The sequence below is a fragment of the Paenibacillus sp. FA6 genome (assembly GCF_051550225.1).
Lineage (GTDB): Bacteria > Bacillota > Bacilli > Paenibacillales > Paenibacillaceae > Paenibacillus_AQ.
This window is the reverse complement of the sequence record NZ_CP188820.1, coordinates 374,410-398,919: the sequence shown is the minus strand read 5'-3', so window position 1 is coordinate 398,919 and position 24,510 is coordinate 374,410. Positions and strand designations below refer to the sequence as shown.

Genomic DNA, 24,510 nt, shown 5'->3' with positions numbered 1-24,510 from the left:
GTTAAGGCTTAAAAATAACTCACAAATTTTGCACGACAGTAACTATTGCGGCATTACCTTAGATTTGGGCGTATCCTCTCCCTCAAAAATATTTATGATAAAAGTTCCCATCCAAGGTGCCACTCAAAGATTCTCAGACAAAATGGAAACTATCAGCATACAACGAAAATAAATATTTGTTTGTTTACAAACGTGTTAAGAACGATCAAGAAGAGTTCTTACCTTCAGGTGTCTATTAAGAATCCTCTCTATTTATATAGACTGCATTATGGTGGACTATCTAACGTTTTTTTCAAAATATCCCAAATATATTTATTTATATAAATTCCCTTCATTTACCTATCATCCTTTACATTTCTTTTCCAAATCTATACAATTGATCTAAATCTCTCATTCTCTTTATATGAATGTTGATATTTTTACCCCTGAATCAAAATATATTTGAAAGATTGGGATGCCATTGTGAACGAATGGTTCTACTTATTTCATCAAGACTTTGACGAATTAACACCAGAGCTGCAAGAAATCGTCTATCGCTCCTTCTACACCCACGTATACAAAGATATTTTTTATTTAATCGGTGACCATGCATCGACTGAAGATATGATTCAGGAAGCCTTTTTCAAGATAATTTCAATAGTACATAAACATCAAGTGTCCAATTACCCCGCATGGTTAAGACATGTCACACGTAATTTAACGTTAGATATGATGAGGAAAAACAAAAAAGAGCGTCAGATGACGGACCTTTCTGTCGTCAGTAGTATTGAGAGTAATATTGACCTTGCCGTGCAACAGATCAGTGTAGCGATTCAAGTAGAAGAGACGATTAGAGATGAACTACTGCTACAAGCGATTAATGAGTTGAAGCCTGAATATCGAACAATCATCACGTTATTCTATATCCATGAACTGTCCTATAAAGAAGTTGCTGGACTACTTGATCTATCGGAACACGCTGTTAGCCAGAAACTAGCACGAGCGCGCAAAAAGTTGCTCTATCAATTTCAAAGAAAATGGGATGATCCCAATGAATGAACATGGACAAGAGGAAGATTTAAAAAAAGCATTACAACGAATTCATTACAATATCGAAATTCCGGACAGCACTACGTCATGGATGAAGGTTCAGAAACGCCTACAAAAGAAGAAGCGTCGGAGACAATGGAAGCAGAGATTAAAGATCAGCGCTGCGATTGTGGCCGGATCTTTTATCGTAAGTATTTTAGTAAACACGACAACCCCAACAGCTTATTCGCAACTGGCTTCCTTATTCAAAAGAATTCAGAGTGACGTTGTTGTGATTTTCCATGAGAATCCGGATCAGAACCCATTAGGGGCAAAAACAGTTTCACCAGATGATTCCAAGAATGGTCAGGCTAGCGGAGGCCAGATGATAGAAACCACGTTGGAGGAAGCCATTCAAATAGCCTCATTTCAGTTGCTAGTTCCTTCTGATATTCCCCAAGACTTCCAAATGGATATAGTACGCCTCTTTCGTTCGTCAGAAGGAGAGTTCAATAATATACAGATGGAGTATGCTAATACTAACGGTGAAATAATAAATATCGTTGAACGTGCTATTGTGGGCAAAGCAGCTGCTATTAAAACGGAAATGGCATTAGATTCAGGAAACTACAAGGATGTGACTATCCAAGGAAATGCGGCCATTCTAATTATCGAAAATGAAGGCAATGTGAGCCTGGAATGGCTCACACAAGATCGTATTCGGATACTAATTACGGGTAGTATTTCTGAACCCGATATTCTGAAACTGGCCAACTCTCTGAAGTAAAGAAAAGCAGCGAACGGGATTTGTCCGTTCGCTGCTTTTCAATTGATTAGTAGAGAGCTTGTATATCGAGTTCCTTCTTCTTTTATATCTCCATAGCTAATCCAATGCCTTGACTTCACTCGATAATAATAGCCTTCTGTAATCGTAGCTTCTCTGCTAGAGTATACGTAGGAGGAGTCCGAAAAGGCAACATTAGCCCCAGTGTTAACATCGATCCAATCTGTTCCAGTCCACCGTTGTAAGGTTAACTGTACCCCAATAGTAGCTACCCTTCGCGTCCCAACAGTTTCCCCCCCAATAGTGACTTTTCCATTTCCTAGATAGGATATGTATCCGCTCCCTCGATCCAAATAACTAAAGTTCGAATCAAAAACCGTAAATAGACTTACTTCTACTTCTAGCGGTGGCTCCGTTTTGGCCTGTTCACTGTTCATTGCAGAAACTTGTCCAGGAACCAATAATGCGAGTACAAACAATACTGTAATAATTATCTTCAAATTCGATTTTTTCAAGCGAGCTCTCCCCCTTAGTATATAGCTTCATACATTAAGACGACACAATTAACTTATTCCTAACGCATTTACCGAATACTATTTTCCTTTTGACAGATGATTCAGTAGCTACCCCATCGAAATATTCTAAAAGAGAACCAACTAACTCAAGACGAACTCAGTGTATATTCCCGTGTAGATCGTTCTTATATTAGTGAACTGGAGAATGGAGAAAAGGCTCCCTTTTTACTTACCATTATCTCGCTTGCCAAAGCATTACATATTGAACCCTTCGTTCTCATAGAGAACTTCGAGATGGAGTTGGAGACATAATTATTAAAGTCTATTAATAAATATATGGAAAAGAAGCTGATTGAATTCTAATCAGCTTCTTTTTTCTCCAACTTCTAGTTTTATTAATCTAGTAGTATAATTTCTTTCCCCATATTTCTGCTTCTCACATACAATACTAATGAAGTGATTTGTATGATTATACAGACTATAGATAAATCTAGCCTAATTAAGACCAATATCGGGGTAATTATAATTCCAGAAATTAATCCCCATCTATATTTTCCTTGTCGTGCTAACTTATTGTCCATCCTTAATGAGATTAATGCATAGAGCATGATCAAACTAAAGAAGGCAGAGAACGATAGGACTAACGCGTTAAATTTCATATATATATTATCCTGTGCATAATAAATAGAGATGAAGAACAGACCAAATAAAATCATGAGCCAAATCATGACTATCACTTGGAACGGTCTCATAAGTCTTGTGATCGAATCCAGTATATCCGTGGAGTTATCATCTACGGAAAGTCGCTTTTTAGCTTGGACCAGTTTTCTTTGTTCAACAACTATAAATGATTGTAATGTAGTCAGATATAGCGCGTTTTCATGTCTATAATAATCAAGAATAATCTGGCGTATATCCTCACTAAATAATGAGTTATAATCACCAAACTTTTCAAACAAGTTGTGCTTTAATTGTTTATTATCTTCATCATTGATCACTTCTGCAATGCTAGCTTGCAATTTTCCATAGTTTTTAATACTTTCATTTATAATCTTGATTTTGGTCTTATGATCTTGATTAATCATTTCTTTAAATTCTTTGTACAACCATATCGTTGAAGTAGCAATGATTGTAAATATCAGAGTTACAGTAGGGTTAGCCCCTAATAACCCCATAAGTTCCTTCCACAAGGTGAACCCTCCTACTTTATAAAGACCTCATTTTTATATGTAAGAACTTATTTTTTAATTTCTCTTCGCTCAAAATGTAAATGCAACCGATACAAACAAATTTCCTCTGTCCAGCGGAGCAACACATCCTGATCCTCCACGTCCACTTCGAATCCAAGCGAGAACAAGCCATCTTCGAACCGTGTCATACTATCTTTCGCTCCGCTCCACTTGGTCATGGGCATAAGAGCGATCAATTGGGCTACTTTTGTTGCGGTAACTTCATTCCATTCCCACAGCTTTCTTGAATCTTTATCGGCAAAATCAATCCGTCTGCGATATTCCTTCTCCGTAAGATATCTGTGGAAGAATTCAGCCACCTCATCCGGTCTCACGGTTCTGTCCAGCGGTCCACGCCACACTCCAGCATATAGAGCAATACGATCATTTTGTAACTCTTCGTCATCACCGTTTTCTCAACATCACGTATCCACGCTTCATAACGAATGTATATGTCACTTTCGCGTTCACTTAACAACTCTGCCCAATGTAGAAATCCAATATAAGAACCAAATTCATTCTTATATTCTTGGCTACTGGAGTTCCCTAATAGATGAAGTTCTAGATATGTCGGAATTCGTCCCAACTCCTGCTTCAAGTTCACGAAATCATGGTGAAGCTTATCACGGTGGGGTAGTCTTTTGCGAGCCAATTCTTGCAGTAGATTTATGACCTGTATATCCAACTGGATCTCACAATTCAGCGGTAGCGTAGGGATGATCTCCTCATGTTTCCCTTTGCCAGCCTCTTCATTTGGTTCTGCAAAAAGCTTCAGCTTCACATCAGCATTCCGGTAATTACCAATCAGATCAATGATAACGCAGTGAGATTTACCGTCTGCCAGTCGTAACCCTCGACCAACTTGTTGGGTAAACACCGTAAGCGACTCCGTCGGACGTACGAACAATAACGTATCTACGCTTGGAATATCCGTTCCTTCGTTGAACAGGTCGACTGTAAAGACAACTTCCAGTTCCCTTGACTCCAACGCTTGAATGGCATCTCCACGAGACATCTCCGTTGTACGCGAATGCAGACTAAGTACAGATACACTCTGACTGCGAAAATAGGCCGCCAAATAATCCGCCTGTTGAATCGAAGAACAGAACCCAATCGTCCGAGTCTGCTTATGCCGGTCCCAAGCTTCGTAAATCTTCTGCGCCTGCGACTCTTTCAGTTGAGTTAATAGTAGCTGTTCATCGTCATAACGGCTTCCGATCCATCTAATCTTCGTATAGTCTGTCTCGTCAAACACACCAATATATTGAAATGGTGCCAGCTACTCTCTGCGGATCGCTTCAATGAAATGAATCTGGTACGCAACATTCCCATCACATAACGCATATACATCTTTTCCGTCCAACCGATCCGGCGTAGCCGTAATCCCCAATAGAAACCTAGGTTTAAAATACTCAATCACCGACATATACGATGTAGCAGCCGCATGATGGAACTCGTCCACAATAATCAGATCGAAATCATCTTCTGCGAAGCCTTCACGGTGTTTTTTCATCCCCAACGTATAAATGGAAGCAAAGACACTGTCGGCCTCTCCTTCTTTGAACTGTCCGTTATATATCCCGTATGATTTATCCGGCATGATCCGTTTGAAGGACTTTCTAGCTTGAAAAAGAATTTCTTCACGATGCGCGATAAACAGTACTCTCTTAAAACGCTGCGCAAGGAATCCTGCGAGATACGTCTTTCCTAGCCCCGTCGCCATAACCACCATAGCCTTATCGTACTGCTCATCAAGTGTGCGCTCTAACGCTTCAAGTGCAGCTTCTTGAGCAGGTCGAGGATAGATTGGAACAAGAGAACCTTCGCTCTCTTCCTCCATTAGTTCCTCTTGTATATCACTTCGAACTTCTGCTTCTTCCATCTCCGTGATCCTACGGATCAATTCAGGATTCTTCTGATGGTACTGCAAAAACTCCTGCTCATATAGGTTGATTGAATCGGGATTCACAGGCAGCGTCGCTTCGTTATAAAAGCTCTGTATGAACTTTTTCAATGCATTCTGGAACGTATACGGTTCAGCCTCTGCATTCATCGCTAGATTCCATTCAAATCCTGTCTTTAAGGCAGAGAATGAGAAATTAGAAGAGCCAACAATCAGCAGCCCTTCTCCATTATCATAGTCGAACAAATAGGCTTTGGGATGAAAAGATGTCCCCATGCTGCGCCACAATCGCGCCTCTATTCTATCATCAACGGCACACAGGCCTTGTAGTCCTTCGGGCTGGGTTATATATATAGTCTCCAGCCAACATCTTGACTTCAGCTACGCGATCCAGAGCATTCTTCAAATGTGGCGCCAACAATCGTACACCCGATTGCATAAGAAAGGATGTCATAATATAAATGCTGGATGCATTCTTTATCCCTGCTATCAAATCATCAGCTAGAATATCTGTAATTAACTTAATATTAAGCTTCATCGAAATCGATTAGATACACTCGTTCCTGGAACCCGCCACGTGCTTCCGCCTTATCTGCGCGAATGTTCTCAAGCTCAGCCCAATTTGATCCATGGGCCTGCGCCAAGGCTCGGATTACTTCAAGCATATCTGCCAGCTCTTCCAGAGCTTCTTGATTATTATCTGCGTTGAAATATTCCTTTGATTCTTCATTAAGTTTCACTTTCAATTCCACCTTGTATTCCTCAGGATTCAGAATGCGAGTTCTGCATTCTTTGCCTTGGGAGGTAATAATGAATGGAATACGATCTCGTACTAATTTGTTAAATGTAGGCATGGGAACATCCCTTTCGTATGTGAGTGTGATGGTTCGTAGGAAATGAGTGGTATGTTTCAAAAAGATAGTTCACTATTAATTAGCTAGACGGATTGAATCTCACTCAAGAACTCAAGTGAGTATTTTTCGAGAGAAGGGCTCATTTATAACTCTTTTTATAGAATTGAATTGGCACTTAAAAATGGTTCCGACTTAATATTAAACTTAGCAATTTTTTTCTGTAATAAATCAATCAAGGAAATCTCCTGAGTTAAGACTAATCTCAAATCAAATCCATCCATCAGAAAAATTGATTTGTCAGGTTGTTGTTTCATGAGAGGTATTACATGAGACGACCAACCTCCAATAGAAACAAACAGCCCCATAGTCTGTTTTCCAGACCGAGCGACCTTTCCGTATAACGAGTCTAGTTGCTTCATGTCAGTGACTTGTTGTGTCCATTTAATCTCAACCAGATAATGCCACCCCTCTAATTTAAATGCTCCATCTATTTGTTCTCCACCTTCATTACGACGGAAACTTTCCATTAGTGCAATATCGTAAACATTAAAAAGCATATTCATTAACTCTTCAAGCATGAATCCTCTTTTTTGAGGGTTATTCTTCATAACCACAAGGTCATCATACATCATTAGTAAGATATTTGACTGCTGTTTGATTTCTAATTCCATCTTATGACGCGCATTCCGATTCGCTTCATCCAGCCTTTTTCTCTCATCCTCCTTTTCCTGCTTTAAAACCTGCGCTTCTCTTTCTTCCATTATTTCAATTGAATTAAGAACCTCTCTTGCTTTTTGTACAGTGGCTCTCGCTTGCATTTCATTACCAGCCAAATGAAATTGTGACCATTCAGCAGCAATGCTAATAATCTTCCGAATATTTTTTTGATTTCCCTGACTCTTTTCCAAATCATCCAGTATAATACCTCCCATTTCTCTTTTGGTCAGAAGCTTACCATCAGGGTTACGCCGCTTTATTAGTACCCCAAAATATTTTTCACTAACGCCTGAGGGCTTTAGAATTAACTCATACATTTGATTTTTTATATTTACGAGAGAGGAAATAATCTCTATTGCAAGTTTTCTTATCTCGATATTAGTTTGCATTGACAATCTCCTTAACACCCCATATTTTCTTAAATTATTGAATTCACTCAATTTGTTATATTTTTATTTTTCTTAAGTAATTGGTACTTTTTCCTTTTTAAGAGTTCAAATTTGTTTAAAACAAAATTATTTAAAACCCCTTTATTGCCTGACTTTGCACTCAAATATCGCAAAGCTACTTGAAACTCTTGAGATGTATTTTGATTCCTAAAGAAATGCATAAATCCGTATTGTAATACACAACGACCTTTTACTCCATTACAATTAAAATCATATGCAACTTCAATACTTCGAAGAAGTAGGCCATCCTTATCTTTATCATCGGTTAACAATGTATTCCCTTCTAATCCCGATCCATTTATAATAATCTTTTTTACATTGTGCTGAATAATGCTATTCGGATTTTGTGGAGGGTTATCAGGATCCGGACCTATTTCAACATCCCTTACTTCAATAAAATTTAACGTTCCATCTTCACTATCTGATGCTAATTGTAGCATGAAATTAAAGCGTTCCCGATTGGTAAAATCACTTGCACTAATTGTTTCTAATTTATCGCTCGCTTCGCCTTTTAATTTCATAAATGCAACAAAATCTTTTATAACTTTTTTATTTATGTCATCAGTTTCTTTAGATGTATATTCGTTACATATACTGAGTTCTCCACTCGTTTCGTCTTTAGTTATAATGACTTTTGCAGAATGTGAGCTTTGCGGTCTAACCCAGTCCCTGGTTAGATCCTCACGAATTATACTGTATTCTAATACAAGATGGTTTTTTGAAACGTGTCCAAACACCATCGAAGAGTTGAGTTGCATTTCGTCATTCAATTTCTCAATTTCGTCTGTACTAATTTCAAAATTAGTAACAACAGAAGCTAAAGATTGTAGGCTACGGCTTTTTATAGAGCTATTTCGATGTTTCGGGTTATCCTCTTTAGTCTCTTGATTTTCTTGCAATTTCTCAAATTCTTTAGGACTGAGTATCATAGTTATCATAATTGGTATAGTGCTTTTTTTATCCGATTCCCCAACAAATACCCCTCTAGACTTAAGTATATTATTCAAGTCTGCATCAGTTAAACAAGAGTCATTTAGTAAGGGTCTCAACATTGAACCAAATGGAAGCATGGATGCCAGTGTTATTTTTGGTAAATAGGCGACATTATCTTCCATCTTCATCATTATGAGTCCCTCCTATGTTTCTGAAATCCAAATAACTATACTTTTCCACGAATACCTTTTGGGCGAAATTTGTATCTCTAATCTTTGAGATACTCTTACTTATTTCTTCATCATTTTTATAGTTATTATAGTCTGGAAATGCAATTACTATTTTTGAAGCCCAACTTTCAGTAATAAGACGCGCCAATTGAAGCAGCCTATCAAAATATTCAATTGAAAAAGTATCTTCACATGTTATTATCAAGCAATCACCCGTTGACTCAACAAGCTTAAAGAGTTGTATCGGTGAATTTATATATTGAACTGGTAAAATACGCCCTTGATGTGACCTCTCAGTAGTATCCATATTAAAACCTGTATCAGGATAGTAGAAGAAGAATTCAGTGTTTCTATTTTGAACGTATTTTATGCTACTAAACAAGAAATTCGCCTTTTTATTGTCCACCAAGTAGACCGTCTTGTAGTTTACATTATCACTATTTCTAAAATTCTGTAATTCACTAATAACACCATTGTTTTCTTTATCAACAATGCTGTTAAACCACATGATAACGTTTGCAGTATCAATCTTCTTTGTTCCCTTAATCCGTTGACGAAATAACTCATGTGCTGGATAGCAGTCTGTAGCTTCAGCTATATCCTTTAGATAAGACTTAAACTCTGTTGTTATACCCTTTGCGGTTCCCGGATAGCCCTCACGATGTTTCACAGATATTAATACATTGCTTTCAAGTCTACTTACTAATGGGCATTCATATTTAACTATAAAGTCTACTCCGTGTTTTTGGCGGGGATTACCATCTGCTCCTTTGTGAACTTCATTGTGTATACAAGGAATATCTTTACCAGATAGTGCATTGTTCCAACCAATTAAGTTTAACAGTTGAGTTGCAATTCTTTCACCATATTCACCTGAAAATTTAGACTTTTCTCCGGACATGCAATCTTCCTCCCAATCTATTCTTCCTCGTTAAAATAAATCTTATAGAAATGCATTTGTCTGTTTTCATCGTAACCCTTTTCCAAATATTTTATATTATCTTCTGATGAAGAGTTTATTTTTATTTCAATGTCTGTGTCTAGCCTAATAAAGTTTTTAATACTCCTCTTAATATTTTTTAATGCTGATGGATTCACAAAAAAATTATCAATATTTTTACATTCTTTTTTTTCAGCATAATCGTTTATAAAAAATTTTAATTCTTCAGAACGGTTTGCCTGCTTAGCAACATGATCTGTAAAATCCCCCAGGTCAATGATAGGATTTGTTTTAATGTACTCTACTACACTATTCAACATAGCAACTTTATCGGCTTTTTCACCTATATAATCTTTTTTTGTGAATTCCTTGCAAGCATCAACCAATGTTTTTGTTTTATTAAAGTCATTATTGCTTTTTTGAATACCTAGAAAGTCCTCTGTCCAGTATTTTGTATCTATACTTGAACCTGAATCTATAAGCGCAATATTATAACCATTTTCCATTTGAGTATTAAAAACAATACAACCTTTATCTAATTTATTTGTGTCAATACCCTGCTCCCACTCAACTGTAAATTTGTTTTCATCACCACTAATACGTAAAAAGGACTCTTTACTTTCAGTTTTAAATATTCCTACAGAGTCATAAACAACTCCATTTAAAGTCACGCCTTTAATAAAAGCAATACATAATTCACCGGTTCTAATATTAGGGTGTGTAGATACCTCATACAACTGCTTTGCTATATTCTGCGAATTAATTTCAAAAGAAACTAAACCACAAAATATTGATTTTACATATTGATAAATTTCATTAAAACCAATATCATTTATATGATAAAAATTATAAGCTTCATTTTCTTTAATGCGCTGAAAAAAAAACTTTCCTAATAACGTAGGTAAAGAGTCTCCCCTGATATCTGCGCATCGCTGTGACAATACCATTTCATCTCCCTTCATTTTATTCCCAACTCTATGTACTATAAGCTTATCAATAGTCGCACCTGTAAAATCTAATGCCATTAGTATCACGCCTCTCCTAACAACTATCCACTTTTCAAACCATGTACTTTTCAACTTAATAAATGATTATACTAAGTAAATATTAGTGCCGTCATTTATTTACAGAGCAGTTAGTATTAAATTTCGACAATTACCTTCATTTCCCTCCTTTTGACCTGTGGTTGTAAAACAAATTCTAGCCTGAACATGTATTCCAATAGATATATACCATCTCTTGAAGCTGTTATTTCTTTGAATATTGGAGTTGGCCGTTTCCAATTTACCATTTGTCTAATCATATCTAAGACTAATTCAGAGGGATAATACATTCTTATATGACTAGTCTGTCATTAAATTATATTCGCAATCGAATAGGAGGGGGCAAATATCCACCGACCTCTCACACCACCGTACATACCGTTCGGTATACGGCGGTTCATGAAATATTCCGTAAAAAGTTGTATCTGTCTGTTAAATTCCTCAATCTCTTAGATATCCAATATAGATCGGCTACACTCATCTAGACAGTAACTCCTGAATCATCCATTTACTCCTCCTTGCGTGAATTGTCCTCTTTCATTGTGCCATGGATAAGCTCTACCCTCTCCAAGTCCCCCACGGATTCACCGCTTCCTCCTTGTAGCAAGTCCTTTCGGATTGTCTGCTTTCACTGCTCACCCTTGAACGCCGAATGATTCAATCCCTATTTCATGTTCAGCCCTTCCGCAGGTCGTCAACAACCTGCGGAATATGGCATCTGCTGACTTCTATACGTTCAGCCTACTCTCACAAGCAGGGTTACGAGGTTCACTTCGCTTGCCGTACAGATCTCCCCAGGTAAGAATGCTATCTTCCTCTCCATCTATCTGCTTCATTTACTCTCATACGCCTTTGGCAGTATGGGCTTTGGTTTGTTTAGCAACCCCATCTAACGTACGCTGGCCTTATATGAAGTTCGTGTTGCTCAGACCGGAGATTTGCCGCCGGCTTCCTTCAGATTCCACCTCACGGTGGATACCCTTGCCTTAAGCTATGGCTACTACTGCCTTCACCATTCGGGACTTAAACCCTAGAGATGGCGCCCATGCTGGGCGCACTAAAAGAATCTCCCGTAGCTGGGAGATTTCTGTTATTGGTATTTAAACTTTAATTCCAATTTATTACATCCTTCCGAGATATTATGCACTAAAAGTATTGCTTTGTCCTTCCACAGCATCATCTGGCCCTTTAATCCAAGCACCCAAACTGAGCATTGTAGTAGATTTTCTAAACTCTTTGCTATAAATACACGTTGTTGAATGATATGCCTGGGTGCGAACCCCCGCGCTACTATTTGATTCTTTATTGTGCAATATGTTTGTGTCTAGCTGGGTTAGCTATAGCTATCCACGATGTAGAATGATACCCTTCACATCTCACTACTCCAAACATTCGCCATCACTTCTGCTTGTTTAAGAACCAATTCAATTGCCTCATCAGTTTTATCAGGTGGGTACTTATAGCGTCTTAGTGTGACCCTTACTAAGTTGCGAAGCTTTGCTCTCACACTATCTCGTACTTGCCAATCGACAGAGGTACTTTTTCTCAACTTTTCTGAAATCTCTTGTGCAATTTTTTTCAAGATATCATCGCCGAGCTCTCTAACAGCACTCTCGTTATTTGCGAGAGCGTCATAAAAGGCTATCTCGTCAGGATTCAAACCCAAATCTCCACTACGTGCTGCAGCCTCTCGAAACTCTTTGGCTAGAGCGATAAGCTCTTCAATAACCTGAGAGCTTTCAATAGACCGATTTCGGTACTTTTTCAGCGTGTCGAAAAGCCTATCACTAAATTTCTTTTCTTGAACAACATTGTTTTTGGTTTTCGACTTAATTTCATCATTCAAAAGTTTCTGTAAAAGTTCAACGGCTAAATTGCGCTGAGGAAGGCTACCGACTTCTTCTAAGAATTCATCTGAAAGAATAGAGATATCAGGCCTTTCTAGACCTGCCAATACAAATATGTTATCAATTCCCATGCCTACGACAGCATTATCAAGGATTTGTTTTAGGGCGTTCCCTTTTTGATCTTCAGTTAACTTTCTATCCGATCCAGACGCCTTGGAGATAACCACTTTAATGGCCTGAAAAAAAGCAAGTTCTTCTCGATATGCTAAAGCTTCATCTAGAGTGCCACAGAGTGAATTGGTTTTGGTCATGGCCAACACTAGATCAAAGTAACGTTTCTTACAATCTTCAATCCCCAATATGTGGTTTGCCGCCGGAATCAATAAAGACGTTGGCAGCGTTCGATATTTTGAATAATCAAAACCATGGAATATGCCACGAACTATATCAATCAGTTCCAGAAACTTTGCAAAGGCTTCATGGTTGTCAATGGTAGGGTTACCTTTTCCATTGGACTGAGTATAAGTCTGTAAGGCCGAGCGTAACTCGTTAGCTATTCCAATGTAGTCAACAACGAGGCCTCCTTCTTTTCCTTTAAAAACCCGATTCACGCGGGCAATTGCCTGCATTAAGTTATGCCCTTTCATTGGCTTGTCGATATACATGGTATGGCAAATGGGAGCGTCAAAACCAGTTAACCACATATCCCTTACAATAACGATTTTAAGACAATCTTTAGGATCTTTGAACCGTTTTTCTAATTGCTTTTTGGTTCGCTTATTGATAATGTGTGGGCGAAGTAACTCTTTATCTGAAGCAGAACCGGTCATTACAATTTTGATATCACCCTGCATCGGATCTTCACTATGCCACTCTGGATGAATTTTAATAATTTCATTATATAGTTGAGCGCAAATATCACGACTCATGCACACAATCATGGCTTTGCCATCCACGGCAGCAACACGAGCGTTAAAGTGAGTTACAATATCTTGGGCCACTTGTACTATCCGGGCTTTGGAACCAACGAGTTTTTCCAGAGTAGCCCATTTGCTCTTGGTCCTTTCTCGAGAAAATCTATCCTCATCATCTTCTATGATCTCTTCTACTTCATCATCAATAATAGGTAAATCTGAATCTTTGAGTTCGAGTTTAGCAAGGCGACTTTCGTAGTATATGGGAACTGTTGATCCATCATCTACCGCATCTTGAATGTCATAAATACTTACATATTCACCGAATACTACTTGAGTATCTTTATCATCAAAGGAAATAGGAGTTCCGGTAAACCCAACAAAGGTCGCGTTAGGGAGTCCTTCACGCATGTATTTGGAATAACCATACATATACTTACCAGTTTCTCGGTTTAGTTTAGCCCCTTCGCCATATTGACTGCGGTGTGCTTCGTCCGCAATAACCACAATATTATGGCGACGAGTTAATACGGGGAATACATCTTCATCGTCTTTTGGAAAAAACTTTTGAATTGTAGTAAAGAAAATGCCACCCGCAGGTCTATTTTCCAACATTTCTCGCAATGCATCGCGACTTTCAACCTGCACCGGCGTTTGTTTTAATAGCATTTGAGCGCTACAAAAGGTCTCAAAGAGCTGCCCATCAAGATCATTGCGATCGGTAACTACTACCAATGTTGGATTTTTCATTTCTGGTTGCTGCAGAAGTTTACCAGCATAACAAGCCATAGAGATACTTTTTCCTGAACCTTGGGTATGCCATACTACCCCCCCTTTTTTACATCCGGGAACAACGCCATTCGAATAATTTTCCATGTTCTCAGCGACTCTGTCCTCATGGTATTCAGCAGCAATCACCGTTGCTTTTACCGCTTGGCGAACTGCATGAAACTGATGATAACCCGCATTTTTCTTGATAATAGAATCACCTGAATCTTCATATAAGATAAAATACCGTATATAGTCAAGAAGTAATTGTTTATCAAAAAAGCCCTTAATAAGGGTTTCTAATTCAAATTCAAGCAATGGTCGATCATGTTCACTTTTCACAGTACGCCAACGCATAAAGCGCTCTTTATCAGCAGTCAACGAGCCTATACGGGCATTGATACCATCAGAAATAATAAGGGCTTCGTTGTATAGTAGGAGGTCGGGTATTTCAGTTTTGTATGTTTGTAACTGATTAAATGCGCCCCAAATATCAGCATTTCCGTCAATAGGATTTTTGAGTTCAATAACTGCAATGGGTAAGCCGTTAATAAACACAATAATATCAGGTCTTCGGAGCTGATTAATTCCCTTGATAGTGAACTGATTCACCACAAGAAAGTCATTGTTGGAAGGATCATTAAAATCTATGAGCTTAACACTGTCGCCTCGTTTTTCACCGTCAATCTCTATTTCTACACTTACTCCATCAAGTAATAGTTCGTGAAAATGTCGGTTGTTGGCCATAAGCGAGAGATGTTCGGGCTTTTCCATAGCACTCGCAACTTCTTCTAAAATCGCATTTGGAATATCGGGATTAATCCTTTTGAGAACACTCAAGAGCCGAGGGGTTAAAATAACCTGACTATAGTCACGGCGTTCGGGGATATTGCCGTCAAAGGCGAGTTCGGATCCGCATTTGTATTGGTAGCCTTGCTCTTCAAACCATTCCAGAGCTTGTCGTTCTAACTGGTCTTCTGTCATCATTCTTATCCCCCCCCTTCTTGTAATTTTATTAGAAGTGCTTCTATACATTCATCATGATCTTCATCATTCGGATACCAAATCGGGAAAATATTACTCTCAGATAATTGATTCTTTCTGGCTATTCGATCATCTGTGTCCTTCAGACTCACAAACGCATAGTGTCTTGGAACATTATCTTCACCTCTTCGCTGCATAATATTAGCCATCGCTTGAAGTGTACGATCTACAGTTAGACTACATCCTAAAAAGAGAAGTGTCTTACAACAAGAAGCCTCAATTACCTGTTCAAGTGCATTTGTATCTTGATAGTGTTTATCGTATTCATTTTTTGTAAGTACTCGATCTCTATTGGAGTCAGATTTTCCGTGTAGCTTTACAAGCACATGTTTTCCTTCGCCTAATTTACGAGGAAGTTCCTGCGCTTGAACTCCAAGTAAAATTTCGCCAAATGACTTATCGGCACTTTCGTAAGAACGTTGGATCACATCATCAAAGTTGGTAGTTATAAGAGATTGGGTAAATAAAAAAGGTAGGCGCTGTACTGGACCAACTAACTCGTGCGTACAACCAAAATTATTTTCTAATACTTCCAAAAACGTACCATGTGGCATGTCATCAAAAAGCAGTTGTGCCGCTTCCTCATATTGGCCAGTTGCTATCAGGTTATCCAAATCAAATTTGGAAATCCTTGTCTCAGGAAGTAATTTATATAGAAATCGTGTCCATCCGGGATAACCACTTGACATTGAAAGCCCTGCACCAACAAAGGGAATAATAGCTCCTCTACGGTAAGCTCTTTGCAAAAGACGGAAGCGATCTGCATTGTCATATAATGCTAATATCTTATTCGCCTTATTAACCATCTCATCCTTTCTGTCTTCAAGCCATTGAGAGAATGCTTCTTTATAACCTTCTTCTTCGAGTGTTCTTAGGATACTATCACGGTCGAAACGATAACCGGCAATATCAACTTCACCTTCGCTGTTTAAGGAATCGTGAAACAATTCTCTAAGATATTCCATAGTTAAGAATCCTCCTGTACGTTGTCGCCTGTGATAGTGATTTCACCAGAGAGGAGTTTAGTAAGGAGCGTATTACGGATTTCGGTTAGCGAAGCAATCATCTTACTATTTGAAAGGGTTGTTCCCATAAGCTTTTTAACAATTGCTTCAAATGCCTGCGCAATATTTGAAGATGGTATTACACAATGTACCGATTCAAATGTCTTACTGGTAATTGTATCAAATATTGCTCCATGTGTATTCTGCTGGAGAGCCTGCAACATGTTTTTCAGTTGAAAATAATTAAAGAAATCACCCAATGGTTTTACGGGAGTAACCCCGTAACATGATTGATTCATTGCCATTTCCGAACCAACCATTGCTAGTTTTCCTACTGTGCCTCTCGCAGTAATTATTGTTGTTCCAATGTTTAGCAATTTTGTAGAGCTATTATTAAGACCTTCGAGCGAAATCTTTTCATCTGTATTAATAACGAAGACATCTGACTCTGACGGCGTGTCTTTTACTGAAAACCAAGGTATTTCACCATTCCAATAATTTTGCATAGAACGTTTAGGTGTACCTCCACCTGTTAATTGGATAACATCAGAAAGCTTTCTTACATTCCACCCCTTCGGAATCAAGCCTAATTGCGACTCTACGAAACTATCGGGGAAGGCGGCGGCAGTGGCCTCGTCCATACCTGCGGGTTGGAGGCCCGCTACCTTCGCTTTAACTGGGTCAAAATCAACAAACCATGATTTAAACAACGCTTGAGCGATTTGCTTCAGAGTTTCGTTAGTTTTCCGGTTAATAGCAATTTTTTTATCGATGTTTCCAATGACTTTCACTATCCAATTTCTATAAATTTTTGAAGGCCATTCAATCTCGTAATTAAAAATATCAGAAAGAGTAATGCTGGCTTGATTGGCACTACCTTGTGCTGTTGAAACTATATATTCTGAGAATCTTTTGGATTTTAAAGCAATATATAAATATTGTTGATCTTCCAAGTCAAGGTCTTTTACTCGCAAAATAACACTGTTTTGATTTAACAATGCACCATCAAGATTTTCAGGTACTTGAATCACCTTCCCAACTATTGATGCCGGGTTTTTTGGCCAAGAGCCCACAGTTGCTATTACCACATCAAAGTTTTTAAGCATAAACTTGTTATTTATTTGTGCAATAGATCTACTTACATATTTTAATTCCGAATCATCTATTGAATCAGCTGTAAAATTGGTAACTCTTACAACTGGCACTCCTGAATCTTGGTAATCTTTCGACTTAAATGCGAAGCCCTTTTGGTGGAACACTATCTCACCCAAGTCTTTGGTTGGTAATTTAAACCTCATATCCCAACCCCCTCAGTTGCACTTTAATCTCCGTTTCTAGTTCCGCGCCTTCGGCAAGCTGCTTCGATAAAGTTTTGGTCAGACGTTCCATCTTCTCTTCAAAAGGTTCAATATCTACTTCTGCATTAGCTACCCCCACATAGCGCCCCGGAGTAAGAACAAAATCATTGGCTTTAATATCGTCAAAAAAGGCTGATTTACAATAGCCTGCTACATCTTCGTAGCCATTACCCGTTTTCCAGTTGAGATTAGTTTGAGTGATGACTTGAATATCCTCTTCACTAAAAACACGCTGTACACGACTAACCATTTGCCCCATATTACGGGTATCCACAAATAAGACCTTTCCTTTGCGATCAATAAGTTTCCCTACAGCTGTGGTACGAGTCTCTTTATTTTTAGTCAAAAACCAAATACATGCAGGGATCTGGGTATTAGTAAATAGTTGCCCGGGTAGTGCAACTATACACTCTACTAAGTCGGCCTCAATCAATTTTTTACGAATATCACCTTCACCGCTGGTGGCACTACTCATGGAACCATTGGCCAACAATAGCCCTAAAGAACCATTAGGAGCCAAATGATAAAGCATGTGCTGAAGCCAAGCAAAGTTAGCATTTCGTTGAGGTGGTGTGCCATATTTCCACCTTTTGTCTTTTTCGAGTTTGGAATCCCACCACTCATCTTGATTAAAGGGTGGGTTTGCCATCACATAGTCAGCCCGTAGGTCCGGATGCAGATCACGCAAAAGGGTATCGGCATCTTCATTGCCGAAATTGAACTCAATTCCCCGAATAGCCATGTTCATCGCTGCAAGTCTCCAAGTGGTTTTATTAGACTCCTGACCATATACAGCAATACTACCCAAACGTCCCCCGTGAGTTTCTATAAACTTTTCACTCTGTACAAAAAAACCACCACTCCCCATGGCCGGGTCGTATACTCTGCCATTAAAGGGCTGAAGTATTTCGACAATTAGCGAAACTATGGATTTTGGCGTGTAATACTGCCCACCTTTCTTACCCTCGGCACTAGCAAACTCCCCTAAGAAGTATTCATAAACATGACCAAGAATATCTTTAGATGCAAGTGTAGCGTGGTTAAAAGGGATGGTCGCAATAAGTTCAATAAGACTGGCTAATTTAGCATCATCAATCCCTTGACGGGCATAGTCTTTAAAAAGAATGTTCTTCAGTTTTGGATTCTCTTTTTCGATTATGGCCATAGCATCATCAAGAAGTTTGCCCACACCTTTAAATTCAGAGCCCCAAGGAAGCGGCGAACCAGTAGAAAGACGGCAATTAGTCTCTAAGTTCTTCCAACGAGCAGAGGTGGGAACCCAAAAAACATTTTTTTCAGTATAGTAGTCACGATTTTCCAATTCCTCAATTATGAAATTTTTCTCAGCATCATAACCTAGAAAGTAATCGGCTTGAGGGTTAGTAAACTCCATTTTCAGCTCTTCTATCCGTGTATCAAAGGCGTCAGAGATATATTTGATAAAAATGAGCCCAAGGACAACATGCTTGTAATCAGCTGCCGAAAGATGGGGTAACAGTTTATTTGCTGCAGTCCAGAGCTTACTTTCCAGACCTTTGAGAAATTCTGTTTCTTCGTTAATCATAATCTTTCTCCTTTTGTAACATATCCTTAAACATTGTTTGAGGTTTGCACTCTTTCTTTTCTTACGGTTTCTCAACGATTCGTGTTATTTTACACTAATCGACTATCATTTTATATAGACAATGCGAGTCAACAAAATCGATAATATATCACTGCATTCTCTTGGCTGAAGTATATTATTGAATTCTCTTAGCTATCCACTAACTGTAATCTAGACATGATGTTATTCATGGTAAAAGCTAACCAACCTTCTCATTATATATGATCTCCTATAAAAATATCTGCGCCTAAATTTTTATTTAATTTCCTCATATTACTAACATAAAATTAATATTATCAAGATATATATTTTAATTTTTTCTGAATTAACCTCTATTTCTCTATTATCATTAATGTAATTAAGCCCCAAGTGTAGGTACGATCATATATGATAATCCCCCTGCTTTTAGATTAATAATCTGAACTAAACAAGGAAATACAGATTAAAGAAATTCTTTACTATCTTTTAACTCGCTTTTTATCTTTCGATCATTTAACCTCTTAAACTAATAACACAGATTACTTCATTGATATTGGGTTCATTTGGGTAATAATTGATTTTAGTTAGATCTATCTTTGTGCATTATGCTCTTTCTAGCAACTAACTTATCCTAATTGTTGTGTATCTCCTTTCCTTCTGCCTAGCAATTAATGCTATTCCTTCATAGATCTCTATACTATCCCTAAATCTAATCATTGTACTATACCCTACACAATACACTTATTCGCCTTTACCACCATCTTCGGCGGTAACTCCTCCTTCAATCTCCACACAATACTCATTGGCTTATTCCCCTCATGACTCACATAATCCGCTTCTCCTAAGAAAACAAACGGAGAGGTGAATCTATCGCTCTCTTTGTATTCCCGAACAAACAACGCAATGCGGTTACATGTACTTCGGTGATGGATATAACGCTGCGCGGTCTTGGTGTTTTCGGAGACACTACTTTGTGTCTGCCAATGGAACAATCTTTCATTAATCGCATAGTCTTCATAGAGTGTAGATGGTGAGAAATCTTTATCGGATTTATTAAGTGTAATGAAGAAGATATCGGTCTGTTCACTCTCGAAATACTTCACGCCTTCGCGGAAGGTGGGTGCTTTATCCCCATTCCAGTAGCCGAATGCTGCTAATATTTGATCCATGCTGTACATACAGTGGATATCTAGTGGACAAGTGAAGGGGAATTCATGTTTCTTATCCACAAAATCAAGATGTTCCTCGTTATATTTCAGGATATCCACAATCTCATCCTTGAATTGAGAGCAGGCGAGGACTGCCTGAATGCCTTCTTCTATATTTTTGAATCCAAGCTTTACTGGCTCTGCCCGATAAAATGTATAGTAGAACATGACTAACATCCGGTTCTCTTCATCGTCATGTGGCTGCGTACTATTTTCCAAATAATCAATTAAGAACTTCAACCATCTGCGAGAATTCAAGTTCAACAGTGCCGGAATGCGCTTCACGTATTCGGGATGATCCCATTCGAATGGTTCTAGTAACCCTGCTTCTACCATTAATCCTCTAAAGAATCGGTTCCCACCCCGACCTCCATAGAAGTCGAACAAAGACATGCCATGGTAACGAACGAAGTTAGCCAAGGTCAATTCAAGCCCTGTATCCTCCTGAAAATACTTTATTTTGCTAATGAGATGATCACGAGTGTTCTTGGTTTGTTTGAGGTTGCGTAATATATAATCTTTGGCTTGTTTCTCAAGTTGAATGAACGTTCCTCTAGGCAGAGAAGAGAATCCATTCTCTACATAATGTTGAATCGAGTGCTTCGTCTTGCCCATTAATGCTCTGAACTTATCTTGGAAGTTGTATTCTTTATGAGCTTGTCCAATGAAATCTAGTACGGTAAGGCACTCTTTGCCCTCGGCCAATCGTAGTCCCCGACCTAACTGCTGCAAAAATACGGTTAAACTCTCCGTTGGACGCAGGAACAGAATTGTATTCACCGCTGGAATATCGACGCCCTCGTTATAGAGATCCACGACAAAGATCATGGAGATCTCACCGCGAATGAGTCTACTTTTAACGGTGCTTCGCTCCTGATCACTAGAATTCCCATGCAACGCCACCGCTGGAATTCCCGCTTTATTAAACACTTTGGCCATATACAGGGCATGTTCAACACTCACACAGAATCCAAGCCCTTTCACATCTTCCATGTCCGTGACGTATTTCTTCATACTATTCAGGATTTGCGTAGTACGTATTTTATTATGCGTGTATACCTGCTCTAGCTCCGCAAGATCATAGCCTTTTCTAGACCATTTCACTCGTGAAAGATCCACATGATCGGTTATGCCAAAATACTGAAAAGGACAAAGCAATTTACGATCAATCGCATCGGTTAGTCGGATTTCAGCAGCTATTGTATGATCGAAGTAAGCTAGAATATCTTTGCCATCCATCCGTTCCGGTGTTGCCGTCAATCCCAGTAGGATCTGAGGGTTATAGTAAGATAATAGCTTCTGGTAGGAAGGCGCAGCGGCATGGTGAAATTCATCGACGATAATGAAGTCATAGAAATCGCTCGTGGTCTTCTCCGTTAGCTTCATAGAATTAAAGCTCTGAATACTAATAAACAAATGATCTACAGCCTCCGCTTGATGCTGGCCTACATGCAGATCCCCGAAGTTCAAGTCTTTTAGAATATAACGGAATGTATCTTGGCTCTGCTTCAGAATCTCTTCTCGGTGCGCCACGAATAGGAGTCTAGCTCTTGGTTTCTTAGTTAGAAACCGCTTATAGTCGAATGCAGAAATAACCGTCTTCCCTACTCCAGTAGCTGCCACCAACAGATTTCTGGTTCTATTAAATAGCGTTCGTTGCGCTTCAAGCTTCTCTAACACTTCTTTCTGATAATCATAGGGCGTAATGTCAAAGTGAAATTGTAAGGTCTGCTGTTCCTTCTTCTTCCCTAAAGCTTCCTTCAGTTGTTGGACCTGCTCTGCATCCTCGGACGAAAAGCTCTTAAACTCCCTATCATTCCAATAGCTCTCGAAGGTCGCTTCGATCTTCTTGAGTACATCGTACGAATCCTTCTCGGTCACTTTCAAGTTCCACTCTAACCCACTGGTCAGCGCCGGATTGGACAGGTTAGATGAGCCTACATAAGCGGTGGTGAAACCCGTATCTCTTCTGAAAACATAGGCCTTCGCATGTAACCGCGTCCGATCACTATCATAGGATATTTGGATCTCGGTATTGGGGAGCTTGCTGAGCTCGATCACGGCTTTCATATCTGTTGCTTCCATATACGTAGTTGTTATAACGCGTAGCAGTCCACCATTCGCGGTAAACTGCTCGAACTGCTCCATTAGGCAACGTAGACCACTCCATTTTATAAAAGAAACTAACAGATCTATTCGATCCGCCGTTACAATTTCACGTTTCAGTTCATGTAGCATATTAGGTTCAGAGTGAGACCCGGTAAAGAGAGAGCTTTGAGATAGCGGTGTAACAGGTCTCAGCACCTTCTCGTTCTTGATCCCACGGATATGATTTAACTTTGAATACACGTAAGTGAGTACTTCACCTTGTTCATCTAGCTGGAGCTCGTTGTACTCTTCCTGACCTAACGTGTTCTTTAATGTGTCGATAATCTCATTACAGGTCCGAATCTGTGCGAATACCGCTTCTTCATCGCTGTTTTGTTCCCGCACGAGCTTAAGTGCCCTACGGGTCACCATAGCTAAATAATTGGACAGCATCTTCCGCGCTTCTTCCGCATCTAGCGGTTCTTTGCCAATTTCATATATTTCGGGATCAAGAGCAGATAACTGCTGCGACGTTATATTATTAATGATTTGCTCATAAAGTCCTTGTCTCATGTAGTTACCTCATTTATGTAGAGTGATGTGTCTCTTAGTCATGATTCGACAGATAGGTCTGATTACCTCTATGAACATAGTACTACAACCCATCATAACTACGCCCTTGAACTACAACTTTTTGTGATTATGTCGAATTGTAATAATAAATCACCTACTTAAGACCTATCATCCTAGTTGAAGCAAAGTCTACCCAAGAGAGATTAACAAAGCATGACTCTCAATTATTCAGATATTTCGGAACTACAAAGGCTAAATTCGCTATACTCACGAACGGATTAGCTTATCGTTTTATACAGATTTAGAAGAAAAGAAAACTTCAACATTGAGGATATTATTACGACTGCCTCAGAGCTTAAATATACGAATGAAATTAAAACTTGCCTCAAAGCTCAGTGGGATAACCCTTTTGATGAGTTTGTATCCTTTATTTTATCTGATGTATATGCTGGCAAAAAAACAAAACAGGTTATCGAAAAGTTTAATCTCATCGCAAAAAAATCCCTCAAAGAATTCGTTAATGATATGATGAATGACAAAATCAAAGCAGCCTTAAATAATAATGACAGTACAACTATCGAGGCAGAAAGTGAAGTTGCAGGTAGATTTGTTTAAGATTGATTACCCCGCTACATATCTTAAAGTGACTTCCTAGCATAAACACCCGATTAATAGAGCGGTTGGCTTCAAGTTTAGGTAAATAAATTAGACCGTCACCACAGCTGGGGCGGTCTAGTTCCTGTTATGGACATACCGTTATCTTTTTACTTATTTCTCTACTCAAGTTTAGCAAAAGGAACTTCTCAATTCTAACAATAGGTGCTTATTCTAAGTCTTTTTATAACAATAGTGTGAGAAGCTCCATTTGCCAGACAGTGACTGGTAGATTTGTTGATTTAGAAATAAACAACAGTTCAGTACATTCAATAGATATTCACTCTAATCCCTTCAATATCTCCGGTATTTTCTTTTGTCTATTTACTATCACAGATAGCATGTTATTTCGTTCCTTGTATTGCATAACCAAAGGTTGTAAAATGAATATCAACAAGTTAGAAAGTTGGAAATTAGGAAAAGTGGATCTGCCAATAATCACTTTTTTTTAATTTTTGAATATCTTAAAAGGAAAGTAGGAATCCTTATGGCATATGATGCTGTGAAAGAGGTGTTCGAAGTGCAAAAGTCCGTTCGTCTCAGAAAAAAGTCTCAAGTTACCATCCCAACAGAAATTATTGAGTTATTACACTTGAACGAAGGTGATAACTTGAACATACAGGTCGAGAATGGACGAATTGTCTTAGTTCCTACCGTAACCATCGCCAAGGACCAAGCATGGTTCTGGACGGAATCTTGGCAACAAGCGGAACGACAAGCGGAAAGGGACGTGGAAAAAGGCCGCTTGACAAATATCTCCAACAAAAAGGATCTGGACGCCTTTTTCGATACACTGGATAAGTAAATAACTCAATTACGACTGACGAATCATTTCAAAGAAAATGGAAGGGGTTGAACATATCTT

General features: G+C 38.8%; 17 protein-coding genes and 1 pseudogene. 5 read left to right on the top strand and 13 right to left on the bottom strand.

The genetic code is table 11. The features are described 5' to 3' along the window. The first annotated feature begins 441 nt into the window (after positions 1–441). Positions 442–1,038 carry an RNA polymerase sigma factor gene (locus tag ACP8HI_RS01805; protein WP_438349447.1) on the top strand — a complete coding sequence of 199 codons (597 nt, stop codon included), beginning with the start codon at positions 442–444 and terminating at the stop codon, positions 1,036–1,038. After that, complete coding sequence (locus ACP8HI_RS01800) at positions 1,031–1,795, top strand: DUF4367 domain-containing protein (protein WP_438349446.1); 765 nt, start codon at positions 1,031–1,033, stop codon at positions 1,793–1,795. Before ACP8HI_RS01805 ends, ACP8HI_RS01800 begins: the two co-directional genes overlap by 8 nt. Before the next feature lie 38 nt (positions 1,796–1,833). Here ACP8HI_RS01800 and ACP8HI_RS01795 read toward each other — a convergent pair whose 3' ends face one another. Further along, complete coding sequence (locus ACP8HI_RS01795) at positions 1,834–2,307, bottom strand: hypothetical protein (protein ID WP_438349445.1); 474 nt, start codon at positions 2,305–2,307, stop codon at positions 1,834–1,836. A gap of 123 nt (positions 2,308–2,430) precedes the next feature. Between ACP8HI_RS01795 and ACP8HI_RS01790 the strand changes: the two genes are divergently transcribed. Further along, positions 2,431–2,619 (top strand): helix-turn-helix domain-containing protein, encoded by a 189-nt coding sequence (locus tag ACP8HI_RS01790; protein WP_438351675.1) that lies wholly within the window; start codon positions 2,431–2,433, stop codon positions 2,617–2,619. 83 nt (positions 2,620–2,702) lie between these two features. On the opposite strand, the gene ACP8HI_RS01785 is transcribed toward ACP8HI_RS01790, so the two are convergent. From ACP8HI_RS01785 to ACP8HI_RS01730, 12 genes and pseudogenes are all read right to left on the bottom strand, one after another. Continuing rightward, a complete protein-coding gene (locus ACP8HI_RS01785) occupies positions 2,703–3,497 on the bottom strand; it encodes a hypothetical protein (protein WP_438349444.1) in 795 nt (264 codons plus the stop codon). A gap of 47 nt (positions 3,498–3,544) precedes the next feature. Beyond that, positions 3,545–5,977, bottom strand: a pseudogene (locus ACP8HI_RS01780) (DEAD/DEAH box helicase family protein). Then, entirely contained in the window at positions 5,967–6,293 is a 327-nt protein-coding gene (locus tag ACP8HI_RS01775; RefSeq protein ID WP_438349443.1) for a nucleoside triphosphate pyrophosphohydrolase, read from the bottom strand. Before ACP8HI_RS01775 ends, ACP8HI_RS01780 begins: the two are co-directional and overlap by 11 nt. Positions 6,294–6,448: 155 nt before the next feature. After that, positions 6,449–7,399, bottom strand: coding sequence for a hypothetical protein (locus tag ACP8HI_RS01770; protein ID WP_438349442.1), 951 nt, complete (start codon positions 7,397–7,399; stop codon positions 6,449–6,451). A 47-nt stretch (positions 7,400–7,446) separates the two neighbouring features. Continuing rightward, a complete protein-coding gene (locus ACP8HI_RS01765; RefSeq protein ID WP_438349441.1) occupies positions 7,447–8,583 on the bottom strand; it encodes a hypothetical protein in 1,137 nt (378 codons plus the stop codon). Further along, a complete protein-coding gene (gene gapS4a / locus ACP8HI_RS01760) occupies positions 8,564–9,523 on the bottom strand; it encodes a GapS4a family protein (protein ID WP_438349440.1) in 960 nt (319 codons plus the stop codon). Before gapS4a ends, ACP8HI_RS01765 begins: the two co-directional genes overlap by 20 nt. 17 nt (positions 9,524–9,540) lie before the next feature. Next, positions 9,541–10,587: a nucleoid-associated protein gene (locus tag ACP8HI_RS01755; protein WP_438349439.1), complete on the bottom strand. Its 1,047-nt coding sequence runs from the start codon at positions 10,585–10,587 to the stop codon at positions 9,541–9,543. A gap of 1,387 nt (positions 10,588–11,974) precedes the next feature. Continuing rightward, positions 11,975–15,121: a type I restriction endonuclease subunit R gene (locus tag ACP8HI_RS01750; protein WP_438349438.1), complete on the bottom strand. Its 3,147-nt coding sequence runs from the start codon at positions 15,119–15,121 to the stop codon at positions 11,975–11,977. A 2-nt stretch (positions 15,122–15,123) separates the two neighbouring features. Continuing rightward, a complete protein-coding gene (locus tag ACP8HI_RS01745; RefSeq protein WP_438349437.1) occupies positions 15,124–16,143 on the bottom strand; it encodes an SIR2 family protein in 1,020 nt (339 codons plus the stop codon). 2 nt (positions 16,144–16,145) lie between these two features. Beyond that, positions 16,146–17,480 (bottom strand): restriction endonuclease subunit S, encoded by a 1,335-nt coding sequence (locus tag ACP8HI_RS01740; protein WP_438349436.1) that lies wholly within the window; start codon positions 17,478–17,480, stop codon positions 16,146–16,148. Next, entirely contained in the window at positions 17,470–19,104 is a 1,635-nt protein-coding gene (locus tag ACP8HI_RS01735) for a type I restriction-modification system subunit M (RefSeq protein WP_438349435.1), read from the bottom strand. Before ACP8HI_RS01735 ends, ACP8HI_RS01740 begins: the two co-directional genes overlap by 11 nt. Before the next feature lie 746 nt (positions 19,105–19,850). After that, the gene (locus tag ACP8HI_RS01730; RefSeq protein WP_438349434.1) at positions 19,851–22,991 is read right to left on the bottom strand and encodes a DUF3427 domain-containing protein; all 3,141 of its coding nucleotides are present in this window, start codon (positions 22,989–22,991) and stop codon (positions 19,851–19,853) included. A 149-nt stretch (positions 22,992–23,140) separates the two neighbouring features. On the opposite strand from ACP8HI_RS01730, the gene ACP8HI_RS01725 reads away from it, so the two are divergent. Together ACP8HI_RS01725 and ACP8HI_RS01720 are read left to right on the top strand one after the other, a co-directional pair. Beyond that, positions 23,141–23,296, top strand: coding sequence for a type I restriction enzyme HsdR N-terminal domain-containing protein (locus tag ACP8HI_RS01725; protein WP_438351674.1), 156 nt, complete (start codon positions 23,141–23,143; stop codon positions 23,294–23,296). An 836-nt stretch (positions 23,297–24,132) separates the two neighbouring features. Next, positions 24,133–24,450, top strand: coding sequence for an AbrB/MazE/SpoVT family DNA-binding domain-containing protein (locus ACP8HI_RS01720; protein WP_438349433.1), 318 nt, complete (start codon positions 24,133–24,135; stop codon positions 24,448–24,450). Positions 24,451–24,510: the final 60 nt, after the last annotated feature.

Coding starts and splice junctions, on each gene's coding strand:
- ACP8HI_RS01800 (WP_438349446.1), top strand. CDS start 1,031: ATGAATGAACATGGACAAGAGGAAGATTTAAAAAAAGCATTACAACGA.
- ACP8HI_RS01775 (WP_438349443.1), bottom strand. CDS start 6,293: ATGCCTACATTTAACAAATTAGTACGAGATCGTATTCCATTCATTATT.
- ACP8HI_RS01770 (WP_438349442.1), bottom strand. CDS start 7,399: ATGCAAACTAATATCGAGATAAGAAAACTTGCAATAGAGATTATTTCC.
- ACP8HI_RS01765 (WP_438349441.1), bottom strand. CDS start 8,583: ATGATGAAGATGGAAGATAATGTCGCCTATTTACCAAAAATAACACTG.
- gapS4a (WP_438349440.1), bottom strand. CDS start 9,523: ATGTCCGGAGAAAAGTCTAAATTTTCAGGTGAATATGGTGAAAGAATT.
- ACP8HI_RS01755 (WP_438349439.1), bottom strand. CDS start 10,587: ATGGCATTAGATTTTACAGGTGCGACTATTGATAAGCTTATAGTACAT.
- ACP8HI_RS01750 (WP_438349438.1), bottom strand. CDS start 15,121: ATGATGACAGAAGACCAGTTAGAACGACAAGCTCTGGAATGGTTTGAA.
- ACP8HI_RS01745 (WP_438349437.1), bottom strand. CDS start 16,143: ATGGAATATCTTAGAGAATTGTTTCACGATTCCTTAAACAGCGAAGGT.
- ACP8HI_RS01740 (WP_438349436.1), bottom strand. CDS start 17,480: ATGAGGTTTAAATTACCAACCAAAGACTTGGGTGAGATAGTGTTCCAC.
- ACP8HI_RS01735 (WP_438349435.1), bottom strand. CDS start 19,104: ATGATTAACGAAGAAACAGAATTTCTCAAAGGTCTGGAAAGTAAGCTC.
- ACP8HI_RS01730 (WP_438349434.1), bottom strand. CDS start 22,991: ATGAGACAAGGACTTTATGAGCAAATCATTAATAATATAACGTCGCAG.
- ACP8HI_RS01720 (WP_438349433.1), top strand. CDS start 24,133: ATGGCATATGATGCTGTGAAAGAGGTGTTCGAAGTGCAAAAGTCCGTT.